Genomic DNA, 20,577 nt, shown 5'->3' on the forward strand with positions numbered 1-20,577 from the left:
CTTCTGAAATTAGATTTACTTTTATTTTATACTTGCGAAAGACAAAAAACCTGCGGGAAAACCCGTAATTAATAAAATTCTAAAACAATATATCCTGATTAGTGTTTACAGTCAAGTGGAAAATGAAGTTCTTTCTGAAACCATATTTAATGGGATTCCGCATCAAGGGCGGAATGACAAACGCTAACATCATAGGCAAGAACGCTATCTTTGTCATTCCTACGCAAGCAGGAATCCAATATAAAACACAAAAAGGGCAGAATTAACTTCCGCCCTTGATATATAATTATTAGTGTCTAAACCTTCAACTCTGTCTATTCCATCAGCAGCATCTTCCGCGTGGAAATATAATTTCCCGCCTGCAAGCGATAGAAATAGATACCGGAAGAAAGGGTATTGCCTTTCTCATCCTTAGCGTTAAAGACCGCTTTATAATGTCCGTTTGCCTTTTCTTCATTCACTAAGGTTCTCACCAGTTGTCCTTTCAGGTTATAGACCTCCAAGCGCACTTTGCATCTATCCTTAATAGAATAGGCAATAGTGGTCTCCGGATTGAAGGGATTGGGATAGTTCCCTATCAGTTCCGTAGAAACAGCAGGCAAATATTCATCCTCATTAGCTACCGGATCAAGCACAAAGTTCAAAGTGGTATTTTGATTGGGCAAAACCACAACCCCGTCAATTGTTCGCGGTTGATAACCCGCTGCTGAAGCCGTTACACTGTAAGTTCCTATGGATAAAGCCAAAGAATAGGCTCCCGCTGAATTAGTGGTAGCAGAAATTCCCCCGGCAGTTACTGTGGCTCCGGCAATGGGCTGATTATTTTGTTTCCGCACAAAACCAACAATATTACCCATCTGTGTTTCTTTATTCAGAACATTGGAGAATGAAGCAACAGAAGTAACATTGGCAGTATAAACAGCTTTCACAGCCCAACGGTAACTTCCATTAGGAAGTGCAGTCCAGGCAGAATCAACTGTTGCCAAAGTAGTTATCAGTTCAGTGGTTAGCAGAGTCCAGGTATCCGGTATTGCTTCATTTCCGCTAGTTAAACGCCAGACCTTATAGCCCTGCAAAGACCTTTCCGACCGTGTTGGAGTTGTAATTTTGTCTATCCGGACTGTGGGAAGCTCTCTCTTCCCTTCAATTGCATCTCGGGAAGGATAGGGAGCAACAACTAACTCGGAAGAGACCTTCTCTACCGCAACTTTAGAACGAGAAGGAAGCAGGTCGGAACCCGCAAATTTCACACCTTGAACCGCATTGCCAATGTAGAGATTATCTATAAACCAACCATACCAGAGGCCATCATTGGAAGGGGGATCATCGGCCTGAAAAGCAATTTTAATCTGCTGTCCACCGTATGCCTCCATATTCAGATAGATAGGTGAGACATAATAATTCCAGCCACCTGTAGCGGCTGTAGCATCATACAAAACAGTCCAATTTGTGCCATTATCGGTAGAAACCTTGATGTAATAGTGGTCGTCATAAATAGAACCCCGATAAATATAGGCATCTACAGTAAGATAAGCCATTGGAGGACAATTGAAAGTAGGAGTAATTAACCATTCATCCTGATGTTCATAATCCCACCACAGACCTGCCTGATAATTTCCTTCCGGTGGATTTATCGGATTCCCGCCTGCATTAACTGTTCCAAATCTGCACCATGTTGGTAAAACCCCCGGAATAATTTCTGGTCCTGTATTGTTGATGATTTGAGTCCATTGCAAAGGCGGAAAGACAGTTCCTTCAAAACCTTCAGTAACATCTACCGCTGTAGGATCAGGTGCCTGCCAACTGATATTCACTGCCGTATAAATATCGTTCAGAGCAGCTACAACACCAAAAGGTGCATAAGCAACTTCGTTCATAGTAATACTGCCCATATTGTAGTTAGTGGCTCCTACATTGATTGTTCCCGTAACAGTTGTATAACCGGTAGCAATAATTGTATATTCATAGGTCTGATTGGCATAAACTGCAGGAAAGCTGAAAGCACCAGTAGCAGAACTAGTTGTATTATAATTTTGGTAACCAACCAGATATATTGATGCACCGGCAATTCCAGCTCCGGTATCACTGGCTACAATAGTTCCGGTAACAGAAACGGTAGGCATCGGTTGCATTGTTACATTCAGAATTTCGGTCTCATCCTCCTCTATGGTAATATTGATACTTTGGCTGATGTAACCATACTTGCTGAAGTTCACAGTATAATCATCAGGAATAATATTGGCAATATGATAATGTCCCTGAGCGTCTGTAACTGCGCTGTAAGTGGAAGTGGCAATATTAACCGCTACACCTTCCAAAGGAATACTGCCAGTAGCAACTACTGTGCCCTCCAAATGTCCCACTCCTCCAGGAATTACAATTAAGGTAGTTTTGGGGAATTGACCGGAAACAGTTGCTCCTGTAGCAGGCAAATTATTGGGATCATAGGTAACGGAATCACTATACATTCGTCTGGAGCGTCCTGTATAAGTAGCATCTGTTTGTGCGTGGAAATCATCGCTGGAATTGTGATATGCGCCTTCCCAGGGACGTTGCACAAAGATTACCAGGTTTTCTCCATTCAGATAGAAATAGGGAGCATTGAAGGGAATAGTAATTATATTATCGCCAGCAGGATAGTTGATATTCCCGTCAAAAACAAGGGTTAATTCTGAAACTGGAATCCAGGCATCCGACAAAGAAGTTAAAGTGGTAGTTCCGATCCAGACCTTGGTAGGCATATTGGGCAGATCGGTATAGAAGTTGTTATAGAACTGGATACCGGTTATTTGCCCCATAAAGTCACCCATTTCGGCAGGATAATATAGCCCTTCATAGATGCTGTTTCTATAATACATATCAACAGGCATCCGAGCAAACTGACCGCCGGCACCTATGGTAATCATAAAGACCCCGGAAGGATTTACGAGAATAGTGAGAGTGGGAGTTTGATCATTAGCGCTATTGGTATCTCCCGTTAAGAATACTTTACCGTAGATAACCATAGTTCCCTGCTCTGTAGGAGTCCAGTTGATTGGCACATCAAGGACTTGATTGGGATTGATAGCAGGGCCGGGAACACTTGCCAGTTCTGTATCTCCACTCATTAGCTTAATTGTATAACTTCCAGCGGGCTTAGCTTGAGTTCCCACATTTTTAATTCCAATTGTGTAAGTAGTAGCTACTCCAACCGTAGGAGTAAGAGAACCGGAAATTGTATTGGCTGCCATATCGTTTCGTAGCATAATCAACAGATTGGAAAAGCCCGCAGGACCAAGTAAATTATTGGTATAAACACCTTTCACTGCCCAACGGTAATTTCCGTCCGGTAAAGTTCCCCAGCCAGTATCAATAAAGGTTGTATCGGTAATAGTATTAGCAGTAAGCAAAGTCCAGGAATTTTCGTTATTTTCGTTACCGGAAATCAATCGCCAGACCTTGTAGCCGTTTAGAACCCGGTTATCAGTTCTGCTATAATCACTACTCTGAACTGTTCTTTGAGGTTCTTGTAAGGAAAGTTCATTTGCTACTTTAGCTGCTTCCATTTCACTTAAACCCTTTAACGCAGTAGGCATAACTGGTAAATGAGAATTGGCAATATATGTTTGAGCTGTTCCAACATAAACATCGTCTATATACCAACCGGCATAATTGACGACAGTTGATGCCCACATCTGGAATTGAATTGTTACTTCAGACATACCGTCATAGGCAGAAAGATCAATAACTCTTTGTCGCCATTGAGTTGAAGTATAATCCCAAGAAGGGCCCCACACCAAAGTTCCATTCACAGCTACTTGACAGTAATCAAAATTTCCAAACACATTTTCCCAGCTCCAAAAACTCAGTTGGGCGTTCGATATCGTACTGAAATTGAATGTCTTCGTGAGATAATTGAATCCACCGGAATTAGTGTAGTTTGTATTTATTTTTGTTCCCCACATCCCGGTTCCAGAATGCGCTGTAGGAGGAGGAACAATATTCGTTCCGGTATAAGAAGGTGACCAGTCGGCTACATCGTAAGTATTAGTCCATTCAAAATCTCCCAAAGGATTTGTCCAGTTAGAGGAAGGAACCCAACCGCCATCGTCAAGCTCAAAATCTTCCAAACCAACTCCGGTTCCTGTTGATCCGGGAGGACGCCAAGTAAGGGTTACTTGCGTTTGAGCAGTATTTTCTTCTGCTACAATTTGCACCGGAGGAAGAGCTAATTCACTCATTACCAAGGTTCCCATATTTACATTAGTGGAACCAACTACCACAGTTCCGGTCAAATCTGCATAGCCAATTGCCTGAATGGTATAGTTATAGGTATTTCCGGAAAGAACACCGGTTATCGTAAAATCACCATTGGCATTGGAAGTACCTTCATAATCCAGAGGTCCATCCAAAAATATATGAGCATTGGCAATTCCTACAGTCGGCTGATCGCTACCGACAATATGTCCACTGACAGAGACCGTGCTGGAAGAGACCAAACTGAAGTTCTGCACCGTATTCTGGTTCTCAATAATTGTTACGGTAACGGATTGAGTTTCATAACCCAGCTTGGAAGCAGTTGCAGAATAATTGCCAATAGGCAGATACTGGAAAGAATATTCACCCGCAGCATTAGTATAACGGGTGTAGGAATAATTAGCATCACTTACTTGAATTAGAACATCGGCAAGAGGAGAGCCACTGCTGGTAACCGTTCCGCTTAAAGAACCCATTCCGGTTACTACAAAAGTAAAAGAGGTCTTGGGAAAAGTTCCCGAAAGCGTTCCTGTAGCAGAAGGATTCATCGGATCGTAGGCTACACTGTCATTGACAAGTTTACGCGCACGGTTACTGCCAACGGTTTGAGCTTTGAAATTATCACTGCTGCTAAAATATTGTGTATCCATAGGTCTATTGGCATAAAGAACCAGATTACCGCCTGTATAGAGATAAGGTGTCTGCAGTGGAACTACAATAGTATTTTCTCCGTTGGGGAAATTAAGGGTGCCGTCATAAACCAGGGTTAAATCATTCAAAATCCAACCCGCACTCAAATCCGCCAAATCAGTTGTGCCAAGCCAGAGTTTTACAGGTTTATCGGTTAAATTGGTAACGAAATTATTGTAGAAAGTAACAGCAGTTATATTACCCATCACTCCAATTTCGGCTTGATAATACAGGGTTTGGAACAAGCTGTTTTTGTAGAAAAATTCCCAAGGCACACCTTCAGCCAAGTTACCTTCTCCTATTGTTACTACAATGGCACCGGCAGGCATAACAGAAATATTTATTGAGGGGGAATTATCATTTAGGGGATTTACATCACCGGTAAGAACCACTTTTCCATAGATGCTCATCGGTCCTTCTACTGTAGGAGTCCAAGTGACAACTGCAGTAGCAGTAGCTCCAGCTGCAATAGTTGGTCCAGGAGCACTTGCCAATTCTGTATCTCCGCTCATCAGTTTAACTATATAGGCACTTTGGGAGGCAGTTCCCCAGTTTTTTAGGCCTATCGTATAGTCAGTTGCATTACCTACGCTGGGAGTAACATTTCCGGTTATAGAAAAAGCAGCCAAATCATTGGGTGAAATTAATTCAAAACTGATATCATCAAGATACAAAGTCCCGCTGGAACCGCCTCCGTGTTTAAAAGTTATATAACGTCCGTTTCCCGTGTAAGTAGTCAGATCAACAATGTATTCAGTTATTGTAGTAGTAAGAGCAATATTTTGTACTGCCTGAAAAGTAGCAGGATTTGTTTGACTGGTCATAACTCCTAAAGAAATATTGTAACCTGTACTGAGAGAACGAGCCCAAAATCTAACTCTTACCGTATGAGGATCAAGAGCATCTCCTAAAACAGGAGCTACAAGCATAACCGTAGCACTGGCATCCGAAGAATTATAGAGACGGACACAATTGGGTTGGCTGTGAGCATAGGTAGTGGAAGCATAAGTATCTACATAAGCGGTAGTTACTGCTGCTTGCACAATACTTGTCCAGTCAAAAGGTAAAACCGGAGGAATGACTAAATCAAAGTTTTGAAAATAGGGAAGGGAATTTACAATCGGCTCACCGTGAGTAGTAAAACTCCAGACAGGACAGCTTACCGCATCTCCCATTGCATTATAGGGAGTAACTTTCCAGTAGTAGGTAGTGTTAAGATCAAAATCTTGAGGGGGATCATAGGTAGTAACCAAGCCCAGATCCTGATTGTTCAATATGTTTGTAGGGGGATTATTGGTTCCCAGAGAAAGTTTAAAACCGGAAGGAGCACCTCCACCGCTAACCCAATTTAAATTTGCAGAGGGACTAACCAAAGTAGCTCCATTGGCAGGAGAAACTAAAATTGCCGGATTGGGTGGATTGGTTACAACAACCGGAGCCATTATGAATTGCATATTGGAACGATTAGTAGAAACCGTTCCGGTTGCAGAAGAAGAAGCATCGGTACTATCGCTTTGATAGCGGAGGGAGCTATTGAAAGTAGTGGTAGAATAATAACAAGAAGCATTCTGAGTATAATTTCCGGTTATTAAAGTAGTAACAATATCCACAAGGAGATTGGAAGCGCCATCCCAATTAAAAGGAGTAGTAAAATTATGCACATTCCAACCAGTTACAGGCATAAATTCCGGGGCAGTCCAAACGGTTGTATAATCCCCTACTTCAAAAGTAGTAGTGAGAGTTGTTTGAGTTGTGTGTTTTAACCTAATCGTGTAGTTCGGCATCGGACTACAATTATTTAAATTACTGACATTGAAGGCAATAGAAGTGATATCACCGGCACCTCCACCGGCATCATTTAATTCGGATGCCAAAATTAAAAATTGCTGATGAAAGTTCTTGTAATATGTGCCGTAGGGAGTGGGAACTCCTGTAGTAGTATTAACTGCAGTTCCACTTCCAATATTAACCAAAGTTTGAGCGGAAAGAATTCCTCCTATGCTCAGCGTTAGGGCAAGAATTGCTAAAAATAAGCGTTTCATAACCTTCTCCTTGATTTTGCTATACTTGTTTACGGGTTTTACACATCCGGAGTACACATAAATATTACATCCGGCTGAAACACATACACACTATGACATTAAAATAGGTTAACATCTCTGTGAACTAATAAATTATAGAACACAACAATAAATCCATCTTTACCTACTTAAAAGCAATTTTTATACCCATTACATAGAAAATTTTGCGAGGCATTTTTTCTCTCTTACACTTTTATGAGCAAAAGCAGGTCTATCTGTCAATCCTGCGTTTTTTTGTCATTCCTGCGAAGGTAGGAATCTATTACTACTACATTCTTGCCAGGCAGAGTGGATAGCATCCAAGTCAAAACCTTTACGATAGAGGGAAGCAAAGACCTTTTCTTTTTGTTTGTTGAGAGGCAAATCGCGGTAGCGGAAACGCAGTTTTACAATTTGTTCTTTCAGGTTTTCTTTTTCCTCTTCGGGGGGGTATAGTTCGTTTAATTTTCTTTCCCACAGTTCATTTGGCAGCCGTGTTTCTTTCAATTTCTGTGCTATTGCGCGTTTGCTTTTTTTCCGTTCCATGAGAGAGCTAATAAGGATTTGCACAAAGCGAAAGTCATCAATATATTTTTTGTTCTGGAATTCTTTTATGAGATTATCAATCAATTCCGCAGGATAGCGTTTTCGGGAAAGGAATTGTCGGCATTGAACAGAGCTGTGTTCTTGATCGGATACATATTTCAGGAGTTGTTGCCGGGCATTTTTGGCAATTAGTGAAAGCAGTTCTTTGCCTTGTTCGTCGTCAATTTCCCCGGCAAAAGGAAGAGGGAAATAAGAAAGGAGGATTCTATCAGGAAGAATCCCCCTTACTTCATTGTCAATAATAATCAGCGAGTTTTTATCGTGTTCAGCTTTCTTCGTTGTCTTCAGGAACATTTTCTTCAGCACTTAAATTGAATTCCTCGGGATTTATTTTTTCCCTTAGTTTGGCTTCAATTTCTTGCAGCAGTGGCTGGTTTTCCGTTAAATAGAGCTTGGTTTTATCTGCTCCCTGACCCAGTTTGAGGTCATTGTAAGAGAACCAGGAACCGCTTTTCTTGATTATATCGTGCTGAACTGCCATTTCCAGAATGATATCCAGTTTGGAGATACCCTGGCCAAAAATAATAGGAAATTCTACTGTTTTAAAGGGAGGAGCGAATTTATTTTTCACTACTTTTACTTTGGTACGAGTTCCGATAACTTGTGATTCGGAGCCGACATCTTTAATCTGGGCACCATGCCGAACTTCTAAGCGCACTGAAGCATAGAATTTTAGAGCTACTCCACCGGTTGTGGTTTCAGGGTTCATATAGGGACCGGCACCTATTTTCATTCTTGTCTGATTGATAAAAATAACTGCAGTATTGCTTTTAGAGACGATAGCAGTTAATTTTCGCAGTGCCTGGCTCATCAGTCGTGCCTGTAAGCCAACATGGCTATCTCCCATTTCACCTTCAATTTCCTGTTTGGGAACCAGTGCAGCGACGGAATCAATGATTATTAAATCAACTGCAGAACTGCGAACAAGAGTTTCAGTAATTTCCAGTGCCTGTTCACCTCCATCGGGTTGAGAAAGCAAAAGGTCATCTGTAATTACCCCCAAGTGCTTGGCATAAATAGGATCAAGGGCATGTTCAACATCAATAAAAGCAACTATTCCACCCTGTTTTTGACATTCTGCCGCAATATGCAAAGCCAAAGTTGTTTTACCTGATGCTTCAGCACCGTAAATTTCCGTGATTCTACCTTTGGGAATACCTCCAATTCCTAAGGCAATATCCAAGTTCAAAGCTCCTGTAGGAATTACATCTACAACCTGATGAGGTTTATCTCCCAGGCGCATTAAAGTTCCTACACCGTATTTTTTTTCCAGTTGTGAAATTGCTGTTTTTAAGGCAGCATCTTTGTTTTTATCCAGCATTTATCCTCCGGCTGTGAATTAAATTATATCTGTTTAAAACGGTATATTGCGGTCCCTCTGGAAATAATTGACTTTTAAACAGACAAAGGCAGTCAAAATATAGGGGCTCGTGTTTTATCTTTCTGCTCATTATTTCTCTTTCCAAAGCGGGATTTAGGGATGATTTCAACCGTGCCAAAGTGATGTGTAATTTCATTGCTTTTTTATCCGCTTCAATTCCGCAGGCGGAAAGCTCTTTCAGCAAACGCCTATTCAGTTTGAAAATATCTTCATTTTCACTGGAAAGCTTCAGCCATAAAAGATGGGGCTGAAGAGAAGGAAAAAATTCCAAACCTTCAGGACGAAAAATGAAAGAGGGAAAACCTTCCAGTTGTTTTGCCAGCACTTCATCTATAATCCTTATTTCTTGGGGCTGAACATCTCCAATAAAAAGCAGTGTTAAATGTAAATTTTCCGGTTTAACCCAATTTACATAAGGCGGAGTTGTTTTAGAATATCTGTTAACTACGCTCCCAAGTTCACTTTTCAAGGGTTTGGGTAATTCCAGGGCAATAAAAGTGCGAATCATCATTTTCAACGCTTATATCCAATATCCAAAAGGAATTTCTTCCGATGTGTAATATCTGTATCCAATTCTATTCCCTTAGGTGAAAAACCGTCAATAACGCCTAAAATACCTCTTCCCTGTTCTGTCTGAGCTAAAATCACTTCTACCGGATTAGCTGTAGCACAAAAAATATTAACCACTTCCCGGCAGTCCTTAACCGCTTGCATTATATTGATAGGAAAAGCATTCCGCAGAATAATCAGAAAACTGTGCCCGGCACCTAAACGAAACATATTTTCCACCGCTATTTCTATCAGTTCATTATCCGTTCCTTCTTTGCGAACTAAACAAGGACCCGAGGATTCACAAAAAGCCAAACCAAATTTAATTTCCGGTACACTGGTAACAAGCGCCTCATATAGGTCTTCCACTGTTTTGATAAAATGGCTTTGACCTAAGATTATGTTACAATCAGAGGGAAACTTGAGTGCTTCTGTGATTATTTCCATTGTGTGTTCTTCCTTCTAACTCATATTCTCTTACTTAACCCTTAAAAAAAACAAAAAAGGAATGTCAAGGAAAAGTTTTCCCCCTTGATGCCAAATTCCGATTCTCTATTTCTGCCAAAAGTATCTTGTAGAGATACATTTACCCTTCTTCTCTGTTTGCAGTAATAACCAGGTTACAAATAAGTAACGACTCCGTAACGAGACAACGGAAGTGTTAGGGAAGTGTTACAGAAGTGTTACGGGGTCTATTAGGAAAGGACTATAAAATAAGCAATTATGCAATTCAATCAGATTAGGGCAATTTTTTACACCAAGAACCACCGAAGCCACCGAAAAAATTCAATAGTTATCACTTTTCTCTGTTTTCTCTTTTTCTCGCTGTTTTTTCTTCTCTCTTTTTCTCTTTTTCTCTTTGTAAAAAACTCTCTCTTTTTTCGGTGGCTTCGGTGGCTAAAAATTCATATTTTTAATCTGCTTGAAACCAGTCGTCCTTAGTCCTCACTGCCAAACAAATTCGTGAATAGGTTAAAAGTTATTTCGGCAGTGACAACTCCTTACTTAAATCATTATTCCTTGCCCTCAGCCAGGTAAAATGAGACCTCTTAAAGCACTTTTCCTTTGTAATATAGGGCAAAAATTCCTCTGCGATGATTTCCTGAGGGGAATGTTCCACAATAATGCTACCTTCCTCATTCAGCAGTGACTTTTCATAGATAAGTTTCAGAGTGGGGTTAATCAAATTTTTGTCATAAGGTGGATCAATAAATATGATATCGTATTTATTTTCACAGGATTTCAAATATACATCCACCTTTTTTCGCCAGAGATGACAATTCTCGGAACAACCTAAAAGATTTATATTCTGCAAAATAGTGTTAATAGCGGAAGGAGCAAATTCTACAAAATCAACCCAGACAGCTCCTCGTGAAAGTGTTTCCAAACCTAAAGAACCGCTTCCGGCAAAAAGGTCTAAAACCCTGCAACCTGCATAATCCTGAAGAACGCTGAAAATAACTTCCCGATTGAAAGAAGAGGTAGGTCTGGTACTCATTCCAGGAACTAAAAACAGGTTTCTTTTTTTATAGATACCGGTTATAATACGCATTTGGGACTCATATCCTTTTATTAGAATGAAAATTCCTTCTTCTTTCCTGTGTTTTTTATTGTCATTCCTATGCAAGCAGGAATTATCACTTATTCTTGGGTTTTTTACGCAATCCCTTAAATTTCAATTCCAGTTGCACGGGAAAAGGATCATAAAAAGGACAGGTAATAATAAGCACCAAATCCTTTTGTTTACATTTTTCATAACAGCTTGCGCAAAGGGAATTGATGTTCAAGGTATGTTTTTGCTTCATCAGGGCTGATTTTTTAAGCTCTGCATCTCCAGAAATAGCGATAACAGGTCACTCAATTTAACCTCGCTCAGTTTTTGGTCTTTATCAAATTTAGCCAGCATCGCAATTAAGAAATCTTGAACATTGTATTCGCCAACATCGCCTGTTTCGGAAATTAAACTTAGCTGTGCCTGCTGTTCAATTTCTTCCAGAATTTCTCTTAAGGTATCAAGTTCGGATTCATCAACTAAAACATCTTCAGGCATAACTTCACTAAAAATCAATTCTGAACCCTGCATTTCTTCCATTAGCTTTTCCCGTGCTTTAGCCATATTGAGGAAACCCTGATGGTCAAGGATTTTTAAATAGGCAAGTTCTTCCGGAGAAAAGAGTTGCTCCAAACGGGGATCGTAAGTTCTATTAGGATCGTTTAAAATACGCAGATGAAGCTCCTCTATCCTTTCCCGTAATTCCGGAGAAGGATCATTTTGACTGATTAGCTCATAAGCGGCTAATGCATCATAAAATTGATTCTGTTCTTCAAATAATCTGGCTAAAGTAAGAGTAGGTTTCCAGCTGCGTGAATTTGTCTTCATTTACTATCTCCCATTATTTCATAGAGACACAATAGAAGAACTTTGTTTTATGTCAACTGCTTTCTTTAGGGATTTTTTTACACCGAGAACAGCGAAAACACCGAGATTTATTTACAAGGCCTTGTAAAATCCATATACTGTGAAACAATCAGGGAATATTGGAATATAACACTGCTTTATTTTTTCCGCTGCTTTTCCCTTCATACATTGCTTTATCTGCTCTGTCTACAAGTTCTTTGCTATCCAGATGGTCTTGTCCGTTATAAAAACTAACCCCAATAGTAATTGTAACCTTAATCTGATTGCCTTTATAGTTAATAATAAGTTCTTCAATAGCTTTCCGAATGCGTTCTACAACTATCATTGCTCCTGATTCCGTCGTTTCGGAAAAAAGGAACAAAAATTCTTCTCCACCCCAACGGCAAACTGAATCTGTTACTCTGATTTTCTGCAAAAAGGATTGAGTCAGCTTTACCAGAACAAGGTCTCCGCAATCGTGACCATAAGTATCATTTACCTTTTTAAAATCATCAATATCAGCAATACCAACAGCAAAACCGCGGTTAGTTTCCAGAGAGCTGATAATTTCTTTATTCAGCATTTCTAACATTACCCATCTGTTATAAAGTCCGGTTAGAGAATCATATTTTGCCTGTCGTTTGAGGCCTATATTGGCGTTGCTCAGTTCCTTATTCAAAGTTTCCAAACTCTGAAACAATTCTCCCTGAACTTTTTCGGACCTTACCTGAACATCAATATCCACAAAAATATCCAGAATGCCCATAACTTTGCCTTTATCATTAAACAATGCGGAACGATAAAGATCAGCCCAGAAAATACTGCCATCCTTTCGTTTATAGCGTTGTGTTTTACGCAAACTGCAAACTTTTCCCTCAGCTAATTTACTCAGTTCCTGATTTAGGGTCTGTTGTTCTTCAGCAAGAGTTATATCTTTAATATTCAGGGTATTAGTTTCTTCTTCCGTCCAGCCCAGGGCTTTACACCAGGCAGGATTTACGGCACTAAAATTTCCTTTCGTATCGGTTGTTCCGATAGCAACTAAGGCGCTATTAAAAATTTTAGCATACAGGTCTTCTTGCGGTAAAGATTTCATATCAGCTTCCTTTAATTTAGTTATGTTTTTTTGGGACAGTTGCAGGCAGGAAAATCTGCACTGAAGTTATTACATTGCATTGAGTTTTTCCCTTATTTGCCGTTGCAAATTGCTTTTTATCCGGGTAAGTTCTTCTTCATCAGGAATATATTGCACTTGAACCGGTTCCAGCATTGCAAAACCGCATTCTTTCGGGTCTCCTAAAAGCTGATGTAAAATTGGTATACTTTGTCCACCCCAACCGTAACTTCCGAAAGCAAGACCAATCTTATTCCGGGGTGAAAGTCCTTTTAAATAATAAAGAAAGGCAGCTACCGTAGGCAAAATGGAACTGTTTAAAGTTGGTGAGCCGACAGCAATAAATTTGGCATCCATCACAGCAGTCATAACATCTGAAATATGATTGGTCTGCAAATTAACTAATTGAGCTCTAAAACCTTCTGCTTCAAATGCGGCAGAAATAGTATAAGCAAGTTTTTGAGTGGATTTCCACATCGTATCGTAAATAATTAACGCTTTATAATCATCTGCAATATTATAAGCCCAATTGTGGTAAGCAGAAAGGATTTCAGGAATATTTTCTGCTGTCCAGATAACTCCATGACTGGGACATATCATATTTATATCCCATTTTCCCGCTTCTTCCAAAACCTTCTTAACCTGTTTGGAATAGGGCAAAACAATATTGGCATAATACTTTTTTGCCTCTTCCATAACTATGCCTGCTGGAAGTTCTTTGGCAAAGCGTTCATTAGAAGCAATATGCTGACCGAAACCATCGTTGGAAAACAGGATTTTCTCTTCGGGACAATAAGTAAATTGATTATCAGGCCAGTGCACCATCGGGGTAGTTAAAAAAGCTAAAGTTCTTTTCCCAATTTTAATGCTGTCTCCGCTTTTGATTTCGTTAAAATTCCAGTCCTGCTTAAAATGCCTTTTCAGAGCTTTTATACCATTGGCATTAGTGTAGATAGCCGTATCGGGAAGGTATTTAATCAGTTCCGGCAAGCCACCGCTATGATCCATTTCCGTATGATTTTGAATTAAAACATCAATCTTGGAGGGGTCAATTATATCGCTTATTCGGGAAAGCATTTCTTCAAACAGAAAACTCTTCACATTATCTATAAGGGTAACCTTCTCATCTATAATCAGATAGGCATTATATGTGCTACCTCGTTGAGTTATATAACCATGAAAATTACGCAAATCCCAGTCAATAACTCCAACCCAGTAAACGCCTTCTTTCAGTTTAATTGCTTTCATAGCTCTATCCATCTTCTTTTTATGCGGAATAACGATGTCCTCATCGTTCATCTATATAAAATCATTTCTATTTTGAAAATTCCTTTATCCTTCCTGTGCAAACAGGAGTCCAGATATTTTTTAATCTGTCTAACAGAACTTTCAATATAGAACTTATATAATTATATAATATCCGAGATACAGAAGCAGGTCAAGTAATTTTTATTTTTGGCATATTGGGCAGTAGAATGTAGAACGTCCACCTTGTTTCAGCCGTAAAACCTTATGCCCCAAAGGACAGAACTGCTTTTGGTAAACCTGCAAGAAGTTTTGAAAACTGCCCGGTTTATCATCAATTCTGCGGTAATCCGAAATACTTGTTCCCCCTTTATCTATTGCTTCCGTAAGGACTTCCTTTGTCTGTTGAATAATTTTCACAATATTCTTCCGAGTAATTTTATTTGCCGGTTTTTCAGGATTAATTCCAGCCCGATAGAGAATTTCACAAACATAGATATTTCCCAATCCGGCAATAATTTTCTGGTCCATTAAAGCAATCTTTATGGGAGCTTTTTTGCCGTGCATTTTTTCTTTTAAAGCTTTAGGGGTAAAGTCATCACTAAAGGGTTCCAGTCCCAAAGGCGGAAGGCAATGCTCTATGTTTTTTTGACTGCAGATAACTATTTTTCCGAAAGTGCGAATATCTATAAAATGCAGAACTTCATTATTTTCCAGGATTATTCTGGCTCTTTCGTATTTTAAGGGTTCACCGCAAAAAGTATCATAAATCAGTTTACCTGTCATCCGCAAGTGAATTATTAAGGCATTATCCCTTTCCAGCATTATAATAATATATTTCCCGCGGCGTTTTATTGCCAAAGCCCTACTTGGAAAGGGATTATCTTCCGGTAAACAATTCGTAATTACCGTTCCGGAATAGTAACATTCAATTGTTTTTATAGTTTTACCTTTCAGCACTTTTTCCAAATCGTTGATAATGCTTTGCACTTCAGGCAATTCCGGCATTTATCCTCTCCTTTTATTATTCATCTTTTATCTGGGAAATCCGTGTAATCTGTGAGAGCTAATTTTCTTCCTTTTTCTCAAAAGGATAGTCCTCTGCAATAATTTCCAGGGATAGTGTATCATCCACTTTTGGTTTTAAGGGTTGCAGGAAGACCCTTGTTTGTTTTTCCGAAACCCTATATCCAAACTGTAGCCAGACATCCGAAACAGGAAAAACACCATTATATTTTCCCGAGCCCAGATATGCAAAATTATCATTTAAGGGATAAAACGCTCCCTCTGCATAGCGGCAAAGGGTAAGTTGTTCTTCTTTAGCTTCAATAGGATTTCCCTTATCATCTTTAATTTGCAAGATAAGCTGAAAAGTATTGGTTTTATTATCTTGGGAAAGGTCTTCCCAAGCGCATTTTACCACATTTACATATTGCCAGTCACCATCAATAAACACTGCAATCAAATTTGGAATACGCGAATATTCAGAAGGATAGCCATTAGCCCTCAAAAAACAAACTGCCATAATTTTATACTGCACTGCAGTTAAGTTCTTATGCTGAACTAAAATATGCAAAGGGGGAAGTCCGCTTAATGCCTTTTTGGAGTTTATTTTATATTTTTGTTGCAAGCGGGAAAGCACTTTTATAACTCCGTCCCGATTATGGGGATAATTATAATGGAATGATTCCGGATAGAGTTGTGCTTTACCTTTTTTATAGTTTACCACCTGTGGCAGGTTTTCGTAATAAACAACGGGAGAGAATAAACTCATCACCTTTTCTTCATCCATTTCCGGTTTATATAGTTTTAGCCAATTATTATAAAGGGCTTCCAGCAATTCCGCATTTGCCTGCCATAAAAGTTTGGGATCACCTTCCAGCAGAAACTGCAAAAAATTGCTGTCGGGATTGGGATTCCTCTTATAAAATTCCCAGAAAGCGGAATAGTTACCTCTACAGGCAAGAGCAACTTTTATTGCCAGGGAATCATCCGTAGTTTTTGTTTTCAACGCTTCATTTTCCAATGTCTTTTGTTTTTCCTGCCAGCGTTGTTTTTCCAGATTAACCACAATAACATATTCCTCGGGATGAGTTTTACTTTCAACGCTGTTTTCCGGATATTCCAAAGTTGCCCAGCCACCTGCAAAATCAGTGTTCGTAACAGTAATTTTCTTTTCTATAGTTTTTTCCGCAGTGGAAGGAATCAGAACAAGAGCTTTACCTTCTTTGCTGTAAACTGAAAGATAAAAAGCACCTCTACCTGTAGTAAATTCCAGGTAGCCGTTTTTATCGGTAGTTAAATTAATTAAAGACCTTAAGGAACCCCAGTTGAATACCATTGGAATAACATTGGCATTGGGTATTGGCTTATTATTACTATCCACAACTTTGATTTTCACTTTCCGGCTGCGGTCTTTAGTATAGTTAGCTGTAGAATTGATTACCGCATCATATTTACCTTTAATTAAAACCTCATCTTTCCAGGTAGTTAAAGTTCCGTCAGCCAAAATCAGCACCGTTTTATCTACCAGACCGCTAAACCAGGCATTATCAGGAAACCAAGCCATATCCATATCTCCGGTATAATGCCATTCTCCGTCCAAATAAATTTCCGTCCAGGCATGATTATTATCCGTATGAGCCCACCAAGGTGTATATGCAGGACGGGCAGGAAGTCCAATTGTTCGGCAGGCGGAAACAAGTAAAATTTGCATTTCTTCACAGCGTCCGATTAAGGACTTTTGCACAATATCCAAAGGACTTTGATCTCTTCCCGAGGTCTGTTGAAACTGAATTCTGGAAACACACCAGAGAGTTACGGCACGAAACATTTCCAGATCGGTATTGGTTGTATTGATTATATTCTGCAAACCGTCTTGCAATAATATTTTCCGATAAGCCGTAAGGGGTTCATCAGAAACGGTTTGTTTGGCTATATAGGAAAGGAAAAAGTCCACAGGATATTTCAGTCCTTTTTCATTCAGCAGCGCACAAATCATTTCATAATTGCTTTTTACATCTTCCGGTTTTGCTTCTGCCAAATTACTGTCACTTTCATAAGCAAGCAGATAGTTCATCAAAATATCGGGATATTGTTTCAGCAGGTCTTTGTATTGCTGTTTTTGCTCCAAAGTTAAATGCTTCAAATTGTTTTTTGCCTTTGCAGAAAGTTCTTTGTAAAGTTCCGGATTTCCGGCACGGGTAAATTCTGCAGGAAGAGCTAATAACAATGAAAGCGTGAGGAGTAGAACAATGACTAATAATGTTTTTTTCACCTCTGGCCCCTTTTACTTTTTTTTCTGGGCATTATTTTCTTTTTATACATAAAATAAGACAAAATTAAACGCAGGCAAGAAAAAGCTGTAGAATGAAGAATTGAGAATTGAGAATGATTGAAGTCAGGGGTCATTCCTGCCAGTAAAAATTATGAACATCTCACGATTTCGTTTGGCAGTAAGGACTCGTGCCGGCATAAGGAAAAAATTTGTGAAGGTACTAATAAATCCTGATTTAATTCTCAATTCTTACTTCTTCTATCAGTTCTTTTAGGATAGCCATCGCTTCTTCTTTTGCTCCTATCCCATTTTCCGCTACAGGACCCACACAGGCAGGACAGCCATTTTCGCAGGCACAACCCTTAATTCTATCCATTCCGGCATACAAAAGTTGATTATGCAGTTCATACAATTTTCGGCTAAGACCTATTCCCCCGGGAACATTATCGTAAATAACAATTACAGGATTGCCAAGTGCCAGTGGAGATTTATCTTCACTATGAACTCCCAAATCCTGAGGAGCGCACATTACAAAAAAAGGTGCCAAATTTCCAAGCAGATATGCCAAAGCAGCTAATCCGCTTTGAATATGCACTCTGGTTTCTGCCAAACGGTGACAGCGTGGGCATAAAGCCACAAGATTATCCGGCTCATTTGCCTCGGCGGGGTCTTCAAACCGGCGAAAAGGAATTATATGATGCACTTCCAAATCCCCGGTTGCACCACAATTCCGGCAGTGATAATTATCGCGCTGGCGGATTTGTTCACAAATTTCTTCCCATTTATGTCCATAATCATTGCTATCGTTATTCCACAAACCCTGATTGCGTATTCTTTCTACCGTTTCTTCTGCAAGGGAAATCCAATATGCCTGGGTCTGCATAATTTCGGGTGGAAGGTCAAGTTCCTCTTGGTCTAAAACCTCCATTGTCCAAAACCGCAAGCGTTTAAAGCCGGTTATAGTTCTGGTAACTGTCACTTCTCCAAAGTGTTTACGCCCTCCTGTAACATTTTCCAAGCGCCACAAATCGTTTAAAGCAATTTCAGTGAATTGTGTTGCCTGCGTGTAATAATTTACCTGAACGGGCTCTAAAATCACTTTTTTCTGTTCTATACTCAGTTCTTTTACTACCCAGGTTTCACCCTGATGAAGGTAAATCGCATTGGGATGAGTCATCCATTTCACGCTTCCGGAATCTACCCAACCAACTAATTCGTCATCTGCCAGAATTTGAAATTGATTTCCCGCATTGCGTAAAGAAACATCACCGGCAGGATATTTTCCGCTTATTCCTATATAGCGGTTTCCGATATGCCTTATTAAGCCCTCATCCAAAAGGGCAAAAAGGTGACCCTGAATTTCGGCAAAACTTAAGGCACCGAAGTTTTCTCCCTCCTTAAAAGCCATTTCGCTGATGGCACAAAGCAGTTGCAGACGCAAAATTTCACTGTTATTAGGGTCTAATAATGCCTGTTCAGGATTGTTGGCAAAAATATATTCAGGGTGCTGACAGATATATTGGTCTAAAGGATTTCCGCTGGCTTCCAAAATACAAAGAGATGGATTTCCCTTTCTTCCAGCTCTACCGGCTTGTTGCCTGGTGGCACAAATTGTTCCGGGATAGCCATTTAAAAGGATAGCATCCAGTCCTCCGATATCAATTCCCAGCTCTAAGGCGTTGGTAGAAATAACTAAACCGATTTCTCCTTCCCGTAAGTCCCTTTCTACTTTTCGGCGTTCTTCAGCCAAATAACCGCTTCTGTAACTGCGAACTTTATCCGCTATTTTCTGATCAGCGGTTAAATAACGAAAAATGAGTTCCACACTGCGTCGGCTGCCCGTAAAAAGAAGTGCCTGCAAATTCGTTTGTAATAAACTTTTAGCAATACTGCTTATTTCCTGGGTAGAACTTCTCCGGATGCCTAAAGCGGGCTCAATAACTGGTGGATTGCAAATATAAAAATGCCTTTCTCCTTTGGGTGAACCATCTTTATCTATCAGCACAACCGGTTCTTCAATAAGGGTTTCGGCAAGTTCACGCGCATTGGCTAAAGTAGCGGAAGTGAAAATAAACTGCGGTTTTATGCCATAAACAGCCGTAATGCGTTTCAAACGCCTGAACAAATTTGCTGTATGCGAACCGAAAACACCACGATAAATATGCACTTCATCAATTATCACATAAGCCAAACGGGAGAAAAATGCGCTCCATAAAGTATGATTCGGCAAAATTCCCAAATGCAACATATCGGGATTGGTAAAAAGAATATTTGCCTGTTTGCGTAGTTTTCCGCGTAAATCCGTTGCCGTATCGCCATCGTAAATGCCATTGACAATTGCCGGTAAGGCAGGATTTTGTTTGTTTAGCTCTTTACAAAGCATCTGCATTTTCTGCGCCTGATCCTGTGCTAATGCCTTTGTCGGAAAAAGAAGCAAAGCTCTACTCTGCGGATTTTGCACCAAACTGTTTAAGATAACTGCTTGATAAACTAAACTTTTCCCGCTGGCAACCCCGGCACTAACCACTACATTTTTCCCCGCTAAAAGAGCTTTAATTGCCTCTGCCTGATGAATATAGGGCTTTTCTATGCCCATCCTTTGCAGTAAATTCTGCACAGGAGGTAAAAGACCTTCAGGATAAAAATCCGTTTGCGCTGCCTTAGCCGGTTCTGTATTTTCCGCTACAATTGTAGAGGCAAAACGCTTTTCCTGCTTAAAAGCCCGAATAAAGTCCTCTATTTGTTGCTTTTGCTGTTTCACTTCTTCCTTTTTCCCCAAGTCCTTTTTATCTTTATACCTTACTATCATTATGGCAGTTACGGTCAAGCATTATCTTTAACCTAAAAAATGCGGCGGAAGGAAAAAGAGTTGGTAAATTCTTTCTTGGCTTAAGCAACCGGAAGTTTCTCAAGAAATTTGCTTTCAGCATTTTCCGACTTGGAATTTGGCAACCCAATTTCTCAATTTGTGTATTATTCATTTTTATTGCCTTATTTTGGTATAAACATATATCTATTTGT

At 39.8% G+C, this 20,577-nt stretch carries 13 protein-coding genes; all 13 read right to left on the reverse strand.

Features of this window, described 5'->3' with window-relative positions; all coding sequences use genetic code 11:
• Positions 1 to 314: 314 nt before the first annotated feature.
• Positions 315 to 6,968: a carboxypeptidase regulatory-like domain-containing protein gene (locus tag CLOAM_RS08785; RefSeq protein ID WP_044279130.1), complete on the reverse strand. Its 6,654-nt coding sequence runs from the start codon at positions 6,966 to 6,968 to the stop codon at positions 315 to 317.
• A 276-nt stretch (positions 6,969 to 7,244) separates the two neighbouring features.
• The gene (locus CLOAM_RS08790) at positions 7,245 to 7,898 is read right to left on the reverse strand and encodes a regulatory protein RecX (RefSeq protein WP_015425553.1); all 654 of its coding nucleotides are present in this window, start codon (positions 7,896 to 7,898) and stop codon (positions 7,245 to 7,247) included.
• Positions 7,858 to 8,913, reverse strand: a complete 1,056-nt coding sequence (gene recA / locus CLOAM_RS08795; protein ID WP_015425554.1) for a recombinase RecA — start codon at positions 8,911 to 8,913, stop codon at positions 7,858 to 7,860. Before recA ends, CLOAM_RS08790 begins: the two co-directional genes overlap by 41 nt.
• Positions 8,903 to 9,484, reverse strand: coding sequence for an RNA 2',3'-cyclic phosphodiesterase (gene thpR, locus CLOAM_RS08800; protein ID WP_232502713.1), 582 nt, complete (start codon positions 9,482 to 9,484; stop codon positions 8,903 to 8,905). Before thpR ends, recA begins: the two co-directional genes overlap by 11 nt.
• Positions 9,485 to 9,486: 2 nt before the next feature.
• Positions 9,487 to 9,969, reverse strand: a complete 483-nt coding sequence (locus CLOAM_RS08805; RefSeq protein WP_015425556.1) for an adenosine-specific kinase — start codon at positions 9,967 to 9,969, stop codon at positions 9,487 to 9,489.
• A 532-nt stretch (positions 9,970 to 10,501) separates the two neighbouring features.
• A complete protein-coding gene (rsmD, locus tag CLOAM_RS08810; RefSeq protein WP_044279133.1) occupies positions 10,502 to 11,074 on the reverse strand; it encodes a 16S rRNA (guanine(966)-N(2))-methyltransferase RsmD in 573 nt (190 codons plus the stop codon).
• 85 nt (positions 11,075 to 11,159) lie between these two features.
• On the reverse strand, positions 11,160 to 11,327 hold the full coding sequence (locus CLOAM_RS09860) for a hypothetical protein (protein WP_015425558.1): 168 nt from the start codon (positions 11,325 to 11,327) through the stop codon (positions 11,160 to 11,162).
• A complete protein-coding gene (locus tag CLOAM_RS08815; protein WP_015425559.1) occupies positions 11,327 to 11,902 on the reverse strand; it encodes a hypothetical protein in 576 nt (191 codons plus the stop codon). Before CLOAM_RS08815 ends, CLOAM_RS09860 begins: the two co-directional genes overlap by 1 nt.
• Positions 11,903 to 12,050: 148 nt before the next feature.
• The gene (locus CLOAM_RS08820; protein WP_015425560.1) at positions 12,051 to 13,016 is read right to left on the reverse strand and encodes a sensor domain-containing diguanylate cyclase; all 966 of its coding nucleotides are present in this window, start codon (positions 13,014 to 13,016) and stop codon (positions 12,051 to 12,053) included.
• Positions 13,017 to 13,085: 69 nt separating this feature from the next.
• Positions 13,086 to 14,282: an FprA family A-type flavoprotein gene (locus CLOAM_RS08825; protein ID WP_044279273.1), complete on the reverse strand. Its 1,197-nt coding sequence runs from the start codon at positions 14,280 to 14,282 to the stop codon at positions 13,086 to 13,088.
• 201 nt (positions 14,283 to 14,483) lie between these two features.
• A complete protein-coding gene (gene mutM / locus CLOAM_RS08830) occupies positions 14,484 to 15,287 on the reverse strand; it encodes a bifunctional DNA-formamidopyrimidine glycosylase/DNA-(apurinic or apyrimidinic site) lyase (protein ID WP_015425562.1) in 804 nt (267 codons plus the stop codon).
• Positions 15,288 to 15,345: 58 nt separating this feature from the next.
• Positions 15,346 to 17,556, reverse strand: coding sequence for a transglutaminase-like domain-containing protein (locus CLOAM_RS08835; RefSeq protein ID WP_015425563.1), 2,211 nt, complete (start codon positions 17,554 to 17,556; stop codon positions 15,346 to 15,348).
• Between the two features lie 235 nt (positions 17,557 to 17,791).
• On the reverse strand, positions 17,792 to 20,365 hold the full coding sequence (locus CLOAM_RS08840) for a DEAD/DEAH box helicase (protein ID WP_044279135.1): 2,574 nt from the start codon (positions 20,363 to 20,365) through the stop codon (positions 17,792 to 17,794).
• Positions 20,366 to 20,577: the final 212 nt, after the last annotated feature.

Source organism: Candidatus Cloacimonas acidaminovorans str. Evry (assembly GCF_000146065.2).
GTDB lineage: Bacteria > Cloacimonadota > Cloacimonadia > Cloacimonadales > Cloacimonadaceae > Cloacimonas > Cloacimonas acidaminivorans.